The sequence below is a fragment of the Asticcacaulis biprosthecium C19 genome, from assembly GCF_000204015.1.
Lineage (GTDB): Bacteria > Pseudomonadota > Alphaproteobacteria > Caulobacterales > Caulobacteraceae > Asticcacaulis > Asticcacaulis biprosthecius.
On the sequence record NZ_GL883078.1, the window covers coordinates 808344 to 821398 of the forward strand.

Annotated in this window: 8 protein-coding genes; 1 reads left to right on the top strand and 7 read right to left on the bottom strand. The window is 61.3% G+C overall.

The window, feature by feature from the left end:
• Nucleotides 1–56: 56 nt before the first annotated feature.
• From ABI_RS14100 to manD, 7 genes are all read right to left on the bottom strand, one after another.
• The gene (locus ABI_RS14100) at nucleotides 57–1115 is read right to left on the bottom strand and encodes a sugar phosphate isomerase/epimerase family protein (RefSeq protein ID WP_085930198.1); all 1059 of its coding nucleotides are present in this window, start codon (nucleotides 1113–1115) and stop codon (nucleotides 57–59) included.
• Nucleotides 1116–1134: 19 nt separating this feature from the next.
• Nucleotides 1135–2217, bottom strand: a complete 1083-nt coding sequence (locus tag ABI_RS14105; protein ID WP_006273692.1) for a Gfo/Idh/MocA family protein — start codon at nucleotides 2215–2217, stop codon at nucleotides 1135–1137.
• Nucleotides 2217–3761: an MFS transporter gene (locus tag ABI_RS14110; protein WP_006273693.1), complete on the bottom strand. Its 1545-nt coding sequence runs from the start codon at nucleotides 3759–3761 to the stop codon at nucleotides 2217–2219. Before ABI_RS14110 ends, ABI_RS14105 begins: the two co-directional genes overlap by 1 nt.
• Nucleotides 3762–3894: 133 nt before the next feature.
• A complete protein-coding gene (locus tag ABI_RS14115) occupies nucleotides 3895–4638 on the bottom strand; it encodes a hypothetical protein (protein ID WP_040309278.1) in 744 nt (247 codons plus the stop codon).
• Nucleotides 4639–4715: 77 nt separating this feature from the next.
• Nucleotides 4716–5549 carry an AraC family transcriptional regulator gene (locus tag ABI_RS14120; protein WP_006273695.1) on the bottom strand — a complete coding sequence of 278 codons (834 nt, stop codon included), beginning with the start codon at nucleotides 5547–5549 and terminating at the stop codon, nucleotides 4716–4718.
• A gap of 64 nt (nucleotides 5550–5613) precedes the next feature.
• Complete coding sequence (locus ABI_RS14125; protein WP_006273696.1) at nucleotides 5614–7761, bottom strand: alpha-glucuronidase family glycosyl hydrolase; 2148 nt, start codon at nucleotides 7759–7761, stop codon at nucleotides 5614–5616.
• Between the two features lie 267 nt (nucleotides 7762–8028).
• On the bottom strand, nucleotides 8029–9237 hold the full coding sequence (gene manD, locus ABI_RS14130; protein ID WP_006273697.1) for a D-mannonate dehydratase ManD: 1209 nt from the start codon (nucleotides 9235–9237) through the stop codon (nucleotides 8029–8031).
• Nucleotides 9238–9897: 660 nt separating this feature from the next.
• Between manD and ABI_RS14135 the strand changes: the two genes are divergently transcribed.
• Nucleotides 9898–12972, top strand: a complete 3075-nt coding sequence (locus ABI_RS14135; protein ID WP_006273698.1) for a TonB-dependent receptor — start codon at nucleotides 9898–9900, stop codon at nucleotides 12970–12972.
• Nucleotides 12973–13055 lie beyond the last annotated feature (83 nt).

A 13055-nucleotide genomic window follows, 5' to 3' on the forward strand; every position in this document is an offset into this window, starting at 1 on the left:
CCCTCTCCCCTCAAGTGGGGAGAGGGAGATACTCAGCGTCTCCCGTCGCGCATGACCTAGTCCTTCAGCCCCAGCACACGCAGGTTGAAGTCACCCGACTTTTTGCCGCCGGCAAAGTCGTCGAAGGCCTTTTCGGTCACGTGGATGATGTGGTCACGGATAAAGGTCGCACCTTCGCGTGCACCGTCTTCCGGATGCTTGAGGCAGCATTCCCACTCCAGCACCGCCCAGCCGTCATAGCCATAGCCCGCCAGCTTGGAGAAGATCTCCTTGAACTTGACCTGGCCATCGCCCAGCGAACGGAACCGGCCCGGACGTTCGACCCAGCCCTGATAGCCGCCATAGACGCCCGAGCGGCCGTTCGGTGTGAACTCGGCATCCTTGACGTGGAACATCTTGATGCGGTCGTGGTAGATGTCGATGTAGCTGAGATAGTCCAACTGTTGCAGCACGAAGTGGCTGGGGTCGAACAGGATGTTGGCGCGCGGATGGTTGCCGACCTCGGCCAGGAAGCGCTCGAAGGTGGCGCCGTCATGCAGGTCTTCGCCCGGATGGATCTCATAGCAGCAGTCGACACCGGCGGCATCAAACGCGTTGAGGATCGGACGCCAGCGCCGGCCCAGTTCGGCAAAGGCTTCCTCGACCAGGCCGGCCGGGCGTTGCGGCCACGGATAAAAGTAAGGCCAGGCCAGAGCGCCGGAGAAGGTGGCGTGGGCCTTCAAACCCAGACGTTGCGAGGCCTTGGCAGCCAGTTTCAATTGCTCGACCGCCCAGGCCTGGCGTTCCTTCGGCTTGCCCTGATAGGCCAGGGGCGCGAAACCGTCGAACAGAAGGTCGTAGGCCGGGTGGACGGCGACCAACTGACCCTGAAGGTGGGTCGACAGCTCGGTCGGCTCCAGGCCGTAGGAGGCCAGCATGCCCTTGACGTCGTCGCAATAGGTCTGGGAGGCGGCCGCCTGTTCCAGGTCGAAGATGTGCGGCGTCGAGGTCGGGATCTGCAGACCCTTATAGCCGTAGGCGGAGGCCCATTTGGCCATGCCTTCGAGGCTGTTGAACGGCGCGGCGTCGCCGATGAACTGGGCCAGGAAGATGGCAGGCCCCTTGAGGTTGGTCAGTTTGGTCATATCAGGTCTTTCAGGGCCAGCCATTGCCGGCGGTCACTCGATTGCACCGCGGCGGTGACGAAGGCCATGCCGCGGACGCCGTCCTCGATACCCGGGACCAGGGTAGCCTGGCCCGTGGTGATCTGATCGGCGAAATCCTTGTAAAGATTAGCGAAGGCCTCGACATAGCCTTCGGGTGGCCGGCCGGCAGTCGGGTGCCTGCCTGCGCCACCGGCAGCAAATAAGAAGAACCGGCATGACGGACCTCGGTGGGTCCGTCATGCCGGTTTAGCGTCAGGGTGTTGGGCAGCTCCTGACGCCAATCGAGACCGCCTTTTTCGCCGTAGACACGCAGACGCAGTCCGTTGCGGTCGCCCGCGGCGATCTGGGAGGCGATAAGTACCCCGCGCGCGCCGTTGTCGTAACGCAGCAGAATGTTGCAATCATCGTCGAGCGCGCGGCCGGGCACGACCTTGCCAAGGTCGGCATAGAGCTCGGTGGCGGTCAGGCCGGAAACGAACTCGGCCAGTTGGAAGGCATGGGTGCCGATATCGCCGGAACAACCGCCCAGGCCCGACCGCGACGGATCGGTTCGCCAGTCGGCCTGTTTGTTGGACACGGCCTCGGTGAGCCAGCCCTGGCTGTATTCGACGACGATCTTGCGCACCCTGCCCAGCACGCCGTCGGCGACCAGTTGCCTGGCCTCACGCACCAGCGGGTAGCCGGTGTAGGTGTGGGTGAGGCCATACTGCTTACCTGTGGCGCGGACGACGTCGCGCAGCGACTTCGCCTCGGCCAGGGTCAGGGTGGCCGGCTTGTCGCTCATGACGTGGACGCCCGAGGTCAGGGCTTTCTGCGCGATGGCGAAGTGCGAATCGTTGGGCGTGGCGACGCAGACAAAGTCGACTTCGCCCGAGCTCAGCATGGCGTCGATGCTGGTCCAGGACTTGACGCCGTAATGGGCCGCCCCTTCCGCCGACTTCACCGGATCGCGGCTGAAGACGCCGCCGGCCAGGACGATACGGCGGTCAAGCTGCGCCGCCATGACGTGGACGGCGCCGATGAACGAACCGGGCCCGCCACCGGCGAGCCCCATACGTAGAAGTTTCGTCATTACTTTTCCTCGCCCAGCACGACGGGCTTGTAGCCACCACGGCGACGGAACCAGAGGATCAGGCCGAGATAAACCAGCAAGGTAAAGATCGGCAGCAAGGCCATTTCCTTCAGCGCGTCCTTCTTGGCGGTCACCGCCAGGTCAGTGAACACGGCCTTGTCGGCTTCGGGGGCGGCAGCGACCGCGGCCTCATCAAGAGCGGGATATTTGCCGAGGATGCTGACCTTTTCCTGCGTCAGGTAGGTGGCGATCAGGCTGGTGCCGTGGGCTTCATCGTGGCGCTTCAGGCCCTCGCGGGTCGAGGCGTCCTGGGTGGCGCCCAGCAGGACAGTGCCCAGGATACCGGCAGCCAGCATGCCGGCGCCGCCGAACATGTTGATGCCGATGGCGCCGGCTTTTGGGAACTGCTCCGAGGCCACGGCCATCGAGGTGCCCCAGAAGAAGCTCTTGCCGATACCGTACAGGGTGGCGGCGGCCAGAATGGCGGGGCCGGTGGCGCCGGCCATCATGAAGATGCCGACGGCGGCGACGGCCGAGGCGAAGGCCAGGACGCCCAGCGGCTTGAACTTTTCGATCAGCGTGCCGGCGAAGATACGGATCACGAAGACGATCAGATTGGTGTAGATCAGCACCCAGCCGGCGGCCAGGCCGATCTTCTGCATTTCCGGCCCCATCAACTCCGAAATCCAGCTATCGGTGGCCAGTTCGGTGACGGCCAGGGGCATCATCAGGACCAGCAGCAGGATATAGAGCGGACGGCCCGGCGAGCCGGCGAAGAAGGCATAGACCAAGGCAGCGGCGAAGGCGATACCCAGAGCGACGGCCGGCAGGGACATACCCATCAGGTCGACGGTCGGCAGCGAGAAGACGCGGCCGATTTCCAGCATGATCAGGGCTGCCAGTATGAAGGCGGAGATGTAACCGGCTTCGCCCAGCATGGTCTTGTACGACACGCCATGGGCGACGCGCTCGGAGACCGGGAACTTCTGCTTCAGAAGCAGGAAGGTATAGACCAGGACCGGGATGATCATCAGGCCGACGGTGACGCGCCAGCCAGCTTCCGGAGCGAAATAGCCCAGCGCCATGGCCAGCAAGCCACCCAGAATCATGCCGCCCGGCCAGCCGGCGTGCAGACGGTTGAGCCATTTTGGCTTGTCGTGGCTGTAGGCGGTGGCGATCAGCGGGTTGGCGGCGGCCTCGACCGCGCCATTACCCAGCGCCATGATGAAGGTGCCGATGTACAGCATCCAGTAGCCATTGGCCATGAACAGCAGGCCCAGGCCCACAATATGGCAGATGGCGGCGAACCAGTAGGTCAGTTTGAAGCCGACCTTATCGATGACCAGCGAGATCAGGACGATCGAGATGGCGAACGGCCACAGGCCGACCCCGGCCAGTTCGCCCTTCTGGGTTTCACTGAGGGCGAATTCCGTGCCCCAGTGCCCAATCACCAGGGCGCGTAGAATAAAGCAGAAGGACGTCGCCGTAATGGCGGCGAAGGACATGGCGAACAAACCGCCATTGCCTTTGGTTTCGGTTGTCATGGTTCCCTCCCAGGAGCCCCCGCCTGTGCGGATTTTGACTCGGGAGGTAAGCATAAAGTGTAATCGATTACAAATGGAAATGCAGACAAAACAAGCGTTTCGGCAGCGCGGCAAAAAAGAACGAGGCCATGGTCTATCCACCCAGCCAGCGTTCGGCGATGGGTTTCCAGGCCGGCCAGAAATAGATCCAGGCGGACAGTATCTGGACAGCCACCATGAAAACGGCGCCCCATACAAAGGCCGGCACAAGACGGCGCAGATGGATCAGATCGCGCATGCCCATCATCAGGGTCAGCACGATCGGGGCAGCATTGAAGGCCAGCCAGAAGGTCAGGAAATTCAGCGACAAACCGGCATCCTCCATCACGCCGAGGATCGGACGGGTCAGCCATCGGCCATAGCCTGCCGTTGTGATCGAAATCAGCGCCAACATCATCAGGCGTTTGTGCGCCTCGGCCGTGTTGCGCAACAGGACGCCAGCGGAGGCCAGGGCACCGAACATGACCACTCCCGCCATGGCGATCACCATGAAGGCCGTCTTGGCGTCGGCTGTACCCAGGGTGCGGCGCTCGAAATCTAATTCCGCCCACGGTCCCACGATCAGCATGAAGATCAGCAGCAGGACGCCGAAGCTGCCCAGGCGCTTGTGAAGACTGTTGTTTCCGGCGCGGATGAGCAGGATCTGAAGTGTCTGCAACACCATCCAGCCGACATAGGCGGCGGCATGGACATGGACGATCAGCGGGTAGTGAAGCCCCTGCATCCTTTCGTATTTTTTGGCGATGTCACCGCCGAAGCCGGCGAACATGCCGATCCAGATGACGACCATGAGGAACAGGAAAAAGTAACTGTCCCGGCTTTTGGGGTATGCCGACATGTCCGAACCTTTGCGACGATTGATCGACGCAGCCTACACGGGGCCAGGCTCTTGCCGGTGGTACAGAACGGACAGAATTAGTCTTCTCGAAAGCCGAATTTCCGCTCCGGCGATGCGGCTTCGACGGTGCGAAAATCGTTGGGCGCCATGTCACAGAATTCGCGAAAATCCCGCCGCAGATGGTGATAGTCATAATAGCCAGCCTCAATGGCCAGGCTGAGCCAGTCATGCGCTGGATGGCGGTTGCTGAGCCGGACCAGCGTATCGAAGCGGGCGATGCGGGCAAACAGCTTGGGTGATACGCCGATGCGTTCGTGGAAGGCGCGGCGCAATTGTCGTGCGCCGATGTCGTGGCGACGGGCCAGCCGATCAATCTCCATCGAGGGATGTTGCAGCAGGCGGACCGCAATGGCGTCCGCGGCCGCCATCGGACGCTGCCTGCGTTGATCGTGGCGTTGAAGCCAGGCTTCGGAAGCGCTGATCCTGCGGCCAGAGTCCTCGGTATCTTCGACCTCACGGATCAGGCTGGCGAAATCCGGCGGGAAGACGGCCTCGGCGTCAATGTCGCCGTCGGTCAATTCGCTTAAGGCGAGGCCGGTGAGTGCGTACAGCGCGCCGGGCTGAAACTCGATCTGGTAAACGCTGAAATCCCGGCCACCCTCCCGCAGAGTGGTTCGGGTGGGCTGGCCGATCAGGACCGCCCGCGGCTTTCGCCTCGACTGGGTCGCCCCAAGGTGCCGGATCCATTCCGGGTCGCGGCTGTAGAAGGCCAGAGACGACGACGGGCGCGGCCAATAGGGCTTAAGCGGGACGCAGTCCGACGCCGCAAAGCTTAGTCGGATAATCTGATGCTGACGGATGAGGTGAGCCAGGGCGGGACTGGGTGGCAGAAACTCAAACCGGACGGACATGTCGAAGCCCTAAAACTGCGTCGTCCACCCTAGCCCGAATTACGCATCAATGGGTGAGAAAAGTTTACCCCCTCCCCGGCGCATAGGGGAAGACCCGCTTGCGATAGTCTTCGACCGTGGTGCCGGGCAAGGTTAATCCTGCCGGAAGGGGCCGTTTCGAGATCGACTGGAAATAGGTCAGGCAGGCGTCGCGCCACCACTGCGCCTCGCGTTCCTGGATCGTCAGGTTGGCGGTCACGGCGTCAAAGCGCGCCGCATCAATCTGGCCTTCCAGCCCGGCCCAGGTTTTGCGCATGGCCGAGACCTCATCGACGCCCTGGCTGTAGGTCACCACCAGTTCGTCCCACAGAGGCCGGCCAGACTTCATCTTGAAGTCCCACGGCACGTGGTGGAACCACAGCAGAAAGCGTTCATCGGTCTTTTTTGGGTCGAGCCAGGGCTTGGCGGCGGCCGGGTGATATTGCGCCAGAGCGTTGGAGCCGGTCTTGGTGCGGTCGAAGCCGATGCCGTTGGCGTCGGCCTTGTGGTAGTAGGCCGGGTTCCATTCCGGCCGGCCCAGCTCCGACACCCACGGCCCCGGCCCATAGTGGTGGCCCGTGTCCATCAGGTGCGCCAGACCCAGCGGGGTCATGTAATGCACCACCGCCTCGCGCGACCCCATCATCATTGGGACTATGGTGGCCACGACCTTGGGGTCGTTGCTCCAGGTCATGCGCGCCCAGTCGGTGGCGATGTCGGCGCTCTTGCTTTCGGGGTTCCAGGCGAAGCGGCCGAAGGCGTACCAGTTGGCCTGGTCGAAGTCCGAGCCCGTCCAGTTGCGATCGTCGCCGATATTGGCCACCCCGGCCATACCCGTGAGTTTATGGCCGTCCAGCGTCCCATCGATGACGTTCGCCACGGTCGAGCCCTTGCCCTTGGCGAAGGTGTCGGCCTGCAGAGCTTCCTCCCACATCGGGGCGAGATAGGCGAGATGGGTGGCGAAACCGAGATATTCCTTGGTGATCTGGAATTCCATCATCTGCTGGGTCTTCGGCATGGCGCCGAACAAAGGATGGAAGGGCTCGCGCGGCTGGAAGTCGATGGCGCCATTCTTGATCTGGACCAGGACGTTGTCGGCAAACTGACCGTCGCTCGGCTGGAATTCGAGATAGGCCTGCTTGGCACGGTCGGTGGCGTCATGTTCGGAGTAGACGAAGGCACGCCACATGACGATGCCGCCGTGCGGTTTCAAAGCCTTGGCCAGCATGTTGGCGCCCTGGGCATGGGTGCGCTTGTAGTCGCCGGGGCCGGGCTGGCCTTCGGAATTGGCCTTGACCAGGAAGCCGCCGAAATCGGGAATGATGCTGTAGATCTCATTGGCTTTCATCTGCCACCAGGCGGCGACGGCCGGGTCTTCGGGGTCGGCGGTCTTCAGCCCGCCCAGTTCCATCGGCGCCGAAAACCGGGCCGACAGGTAGATCTTCATGCCGTAGGGACGCAAGGTCTCGGCGATCGCCGCGGCCTTCTTCAAGTAAGGCTCGGTGAGGGAATCAGCCTTGGCGTTTACGTTGTTGAGTACGGCGCCGTTGATGCCGATCGAGGCGTTGGCGCGGGCGTAGTCGGTATAGCGGGTATCGACCAGGTCGGGCAGCCGCCACCAGTCCCACAGCGAGGTTCCGGCATAGCCGCGCTCGACATGGCCATCGAGATTGTCCCAGTGGTCGAGGACGCGCAGGTCGAGTTTCGGGGCGTCCTGGATGTCGAGGCCGGCGGTCGTCTGGCCCGTCTGGATGAGCTTGAGGTAGCGGAAGGCGCCGTACAGGACGCCAACATCGCTGCCGCCGGCGATAACGGTGACCGGATGGCCGTCGAGCGTGGTCGATTTGATGACGAAGCCTTCGCGATCGAGGTCGGCCGGGATAGCAAAACCGCGATTGTCAGCGGGCGTGACCAAGACAATGGCCCCGTCTGCGATGGTGCTGCTGTTTGGGGGCGTTGCTCCCAGCATGCCGCCCAAGCCGCGCTGCAGTTCACTGGCGGCCGCATCGAGCGTCGGGCTTTTGGCAGTGACGATCACGCTGGAACGGGTTTTGTAATCGGAGATCTTTGCGGCTTCGACGGGTCTGTAACGTAGCCAGAGGTCATAGCCGTCCTCGCCCTTCAGAGGGTCTGCATGAGCGGCGGTCGTGGCGCAGAACAGCAGGCAGAAGGCGATCAGTAGTCGGCGAAGCATCGGCATTTTCCTCCCGGTGGTATCCGGTTTTGTTGTTTGGAACCGCGAATGAACGCGAATGAACGCGAATGTTCCGACCGATTCTGAAGCTGCGGAGCAGCTGTTCTTTCCAGCATTAGAACCACGGATGGACGCGGATAAACACGGATTTATTCGCGTCCATTCGCGTTCATTCGCGGTTCCAAGCCCTTCTTAGACCAAGCCGCTTCGCGGGATCAGATGGCCCTGAAATCCGTGTCTATCCGTGGTTCAAAACTCTTTGCAACCCTACCAGTCGAACATCGTCCCGTCACGCAGGCGATTCACCGGCAGGTAGGCGCGCTTATACGGATATTTCGCTGCCTTGGCTTCGTCGATGTCCACCCCTAAGCCCGGCGCGTCACTGACATTCATATAGCCGTTGCTCAAACGATAGCCGTGGGGGAAGACGTCATAGGTGGCGTCGGTATGACGCATATATTCCTGGATCCCGAAGTTCGGGATCGACAGGTCGACATGCAGAGCCGCCGCCATGGTCACCGGCGACAGGTCCGTCGCCCCGTGGCAGCCCGTCTTGACGCCGAAGACATCGGCGAACTGGGCGATCTTGCGCAGGTGCGAAATCCCGCCGGCATGGACCACCGTGGCGCGGATATAGTCGATCAACTGGTTCTGGATCAGGTCCTTGCAATCCCACAGGGTGTTGAAGATTTCGCCCACCGCCAAAGGTGTCGTCGTGTGATGGCGGATCAGCCGGAAGGCTTCCTGGTTTTCGGCCGGGGTGGCGTCCTCCAGCCAGAAGGGCCGGTAGGGTTCCAGATCCTTGCCCAGCCGGCCGGCCTCGATCGGCGTCAGGCGGTGGTGGATGTCGTGCAGAAGATGGACGTCCCAGCCCAGGGCATCGCGCCCAGCCTTGAACAGTTCCGGCACCACACGCAGATAGGCCGGCGTGTCCCACACATTCTCGGTCGGCAGGTCGTTATCGGCGGGCTCATAGAACATCCGGTCCTTCGACACGCCATAGGTCGAGTCCAGGCCCGGCACGCCGCATTGCAGGCGGATCGCCTTGTAGCCGGCGGACTTGTAGTCCTGGGCCACCTCCAGCGTATCCTCGATCGAGGTGCCGTTGGCGTGGCAGTAGACCATGACGCCGTCGCGGCAGCGGCCGCCCAGAAGCTGATAGATCGGTAGTCCGGCCAGCTTGCCCTTGATGTCCCAAAGCGCCGTATCGACCGCAGCGATCGCCGACATGGTCACCGGGCCGCGCCGCCAGTAGGCGCCCTTGTACAGGTATTGCCAGATGTCTTCGATACGGTGGGCGTCGCGGCCGATCAGGACCGGAATGACGTGCTCTTCGAGATAGGCAACCACCGACTTTTCTCGGCCGTTTAGTGTGGCGTCGCCCAGGCCGTAAACGCCCTGATCGGTCTCGATCTTCAGGGTCACCAGGTTCCGGCCGGGACAGGTCACGATGACCCGCGCCGAGCGGATGGTCACCGGTCCGAAGGCGTCACGCGCCGCCTCGGGGCTTGACGCCGCAACGGTCTCAGCGGGGACATGGCTGGAATCCGGCATATAAGCTTACCTCGTCTTTCGCCCTCAACCGGCTTCGCCCTGAGGCCCAGGGCGTCACGGCGCGCCTGAAGGCAGAACAGAGGACGCGCACAATATTGGTCTTACCAATTAGGCATATTGATCCGATCCAGATGCCGATTGCAAGCTTTTTCGTTAGACCTTTGCGATTTGCCTGTCCAAGAGACCCGCAAACGACTGCGGAGCTGACTACTTTTGGTCAGCACATGGTAAGATCACATTTCGCAGTCGCGATATAAAAATGCCACTTATCCATCGTTTCAAAAATGACACATCAGACCAGCAAACGGTGAGATCATCAGACACATAAAATTCGCGAGAATCATGCCGTAAATTACTATAAAACAAGTCTTTATTCACATTACAACGCAACCACTCCCTGTGCCGACGTGGCTATGAAGGGAGGCAAAGGCTGCGATCATCAGACTCATCCCGTCAAATTGGTCAGGCCTTTATTGACAATTTCGGACAGGCCAACTACCACTCTCCGCCATGCGGCCGGCACCAAGCCGGCGCTTATAAGAACACGACACCGTGCGCACCCTGAACAGGGAGAGGAAAATCATGGCTTTCAAATCGGGCAAGACCCGTGGATTTAAACTGGCGTTGATGGGCGCCACCCTGCTGACGGGCCTTTCAGCGCTCGGCGTTTCCGTCGCCAGCGCCCAGGACGCAGCACCGGCCGATGACACGGTCGTGGTCGTCACCGGCTACCGCGGCTCGCTGCAAAACTCGACCACCGCCAAGAAGCGCGCCGTCGGCTTCGAAGATTCGATCTTTGCCGAAGACATGGGCAAGTTCCCCGACACCAACCTGGCCGAATCGTTCAACCGCATCCCAGGCATCACCATCGCTCGTGAAATCACCGGTGAAGGCACGACCATCGCCATCCGCGGACTGGGCTCCAGCTTCACGCGCATCATGCTGAACGGCGCTGCGGTCGCCACTGGTTCGACCGGCGACATCAATACCAACAACTCCAACCGCGAAGTCGACCTGGATATATTTCCGCCCGAACTGTTCAGCCAACTGACGGTTTACAAGTCGGCCAAGGCCTCCCTGCTGGAAGGTGGGGCTTCGGGTGCCGTCAATATGCGTCAGGCACGCCCCTTCGACTTCAAGAATGACCGCATCATGTACTCCGTCGAGGGCATCAAGAGCTCGCTGGCGGACGAAGGCGGTTACAAGGGCTCGCTGCTGTTCTCGAAAAAGTTCGGTACGTTCGGCGTCTTGGCCGGCGTCTCGCACCAACACACGGTTATCAGCGCCGAAGGCTGGGAGTCGATCGGCTGGACCAATCCGGGCCTGTCAGCGGCGCAAAACCCGGCTTCCAACCGCAACAATACCGGCGGCGGCAACTGGACGATTCCTGGAACCGTCCCCGCCGGCGCCGGCAACGGTCTGACCACGGGCGCGACGATCGATCAGGCGCTTCTGCTGTCGCTGAATCCTGGTCTGACGATCCAGCAAATCGACAATGCCCTCATCCCGCGTCTGGCGCGCCCAATGCACTATTACGGCACGCGCGACCGCACCAGCGGCGTCTTGAGTCTCGAATACCGCCCGAACGAAAACATGCGGTTCTGGGTCGACAGCATGATGGCGCAGAAGGAAAACGATCAGGAACGCACCGACATCAACCTGATCGGCCGCAGCGGCCAACCGATACCGATGAATATGAAGGTCGATCGTTCGGATTGCTCCAACGGTTGCGTGGTCACCGAAGCGACCCTGGCCAATGCCCAGTACTTCCTTGAATATCGCCCCTGGCTCGAAAAGTCGAAGTTTGCCTCGATCAATCCGGGCTTCTCCTGGCAGATCAGCGACACCCTGAAATGGAATGTCGACGCCAACTATACGATCGCCACCTTCCGTCGCGATTCACCGACCGTGCTTGTCGTCACCAAGCCCAATTCCGGCCTTACGGTGAAATATACCAATAACCTCGTCGACGTGCCGGTCACGACCTCGAGTGTCGACCTCAACGACCCGAAGAACTTCCAGTGGAACGGTGGCCGTCTGAACATGCAGTCCGAGGCGCGCCAGACCCAGACGCGTGGACTGCATACCGACCTGACCTGGGGTACGTCCGAGTTCAATATCCAGGTCGGCTTCGCCTATGACGACACCCAGCGCAAGATCACGCCATACGACAATACGACGCCGTGGTCGAACCTGGCCTGCGGCAACAATCCGACTGTGAACATCGGCGGCACCCCCTGCCGCGGCGATGTCATCACCGGCACAGCCGCTCAGGTGAACGCGCTCAACTCGGCCTATTCCGCCTACCCGGGGTACGGCACCGGCTACACGGCCGGCGCCACCGGAATGATCAGCTATCAGGGCTCTGCTATTCCACAATCGGAATTGGCCAACTACCTGACACCAGGGCCATTCGGCTATATCAACGTCGACTGGGACAAGTTCACGGCCAAGACGAATTACTACCAGTTCCTGGATCAGGCGCCGCCCACCGGCGGTTCGAACATCAGCTCGCCGCGTTCCTATCTGCGTGAAAAAGTCGAGGGCGCCTATATCCAGGTCAACGGCGACCGCGATATCATGGGTCACCGCCTGCGCTACGACCTGGGTATCCGTGCGGTCACCACGACCCAGATCATCGGCGGCCAGAGCTCGTTCGCCGATCCGCGCAACACCTCGGCGACGACACCCGCAGACGGCGGCCGTTACCCGAACATCATCGTGTTCAGCTACACCAATACGAAGTACAAAAACTACTTGCCGTCGGCCAACTTCGCGTTGAACGTCACCGACAACCTGATCGCCCGCGTCGCGACCTCGACTACCATGACGCGCCCCAACCCCAGCAGCATGCTGCCGGGCTTGGGCTTCGGCGATCCGTCCGCCTTCCAGGGTACTCTGGGCAATGCGTCCCTGACGCCGTACATCTCCGAAAACTGGGATTTCGGCCTCGAATACTACACCGGCAAGGAAGGCTATATCGCCCTGACCGCCTTCAACAAGAAGGTCAACGGCTTCACGACCCAACTGAACACGACCTATCCGTTCGCCTATCTCGCCAACTTCGGCGTGACCTATGAAACCTTGGGTGCGACCCAAAAGACCGCCATCGATCTTCGTGGCGGACCGGCGACCGCGCAGGTTTCCCTGGCCCAGCAGGTCAATGTTGACGGCCTGTTGAACATCGATGGTCTAGAATTCTCCTGGGTGCAGCCGCTGGGTCAATGGTGGGATGCCCTGGAAGGCTTCGGCTACAGCACCAACTACACCCAGATCAAACAAAAGGGTACCGGCGCCGCGCCGGCGATCGCGCTGGGCGTGCCGGAGACGACCTGGAACTTCACGGCCTTCTATGAAAAGGGCGGCTACTCGATCCGTCTTTCAGATACGTATCGTGACGGTTCACAGGCTTCGAACGGCAACCAGAACGGCATTCCCAATGCCAAATTGTACAACGAAAGCTATGAGCAGATGGACCTGTCCGCCAGCGTCGACCTGAAGGAAGCTTTCGGACTGGGCCACAACCTGTCGCTCAGCTTGAACGTCACCAACCTCAATGACGCCACGATGCGTCAGAACTTCCAGTTCGAAAGCGCACCGAACTGGTACTACAAGCCAGGCACCACATACATGCTGGGTGTTCGCGGCAGCTTCTGAGTTATGTTCGTGATGTAAGACCAACCCACGATGACCTTCACTCATCGTGGGTTGGCAAGGGCGCCAAAGAACGCTTCTTGCTC

What these genes read in the sequence shown, in the direction of transcription:
- ABI_RS14125 (WP_006273696.1), bottom strand. Translation starts at nt 7,761, where the DNA reads ATGCTTCGCCGACTACTGATCGCCTTCTGCCTGCTGTTCTGCGCCACG.
- ABI_RS14115 (WP_040309278.1), bottom strand. Translation starts at nt 4,638, where the DNA reads ATGTCGGCATACCCCAAAAGCCGGGACAGTTACTTTTTCCTGTTCCTC.
- ABI_RS14120 (WP_006273695.1), bottom strand. Translation starts at nt 5,549, where the DNA reads ATGTCCGTCCGGTTTGAGTTTCTGCCACCCAGTCCCGCCCTGGCTCAC.
- ABI_RS14105 (WP_006273692.1), bottom strand. Translation starts at nt 2,217, where the DNA reads ATGACGAAACTTCTACGTATGGGGCTCGCCGGTGGCGGGCCCGGTTCG.
- ABI_RS14135 (WP_006273698.1), top strand. Translation starts at nt 9,898, where the DNA reads ATGGCTTTCAAATCGGGCAAGACCCGTGGATTTAAACTGGCGTTGATG.
- ABI_RS14110 (WP_006273693.1), bottom strand. Translation starts at nt 3,761, where the DNA reads ATGACAACCGAAACCAAAGGCAATGGCGGTTTGTTCGCCATGTCCTTC.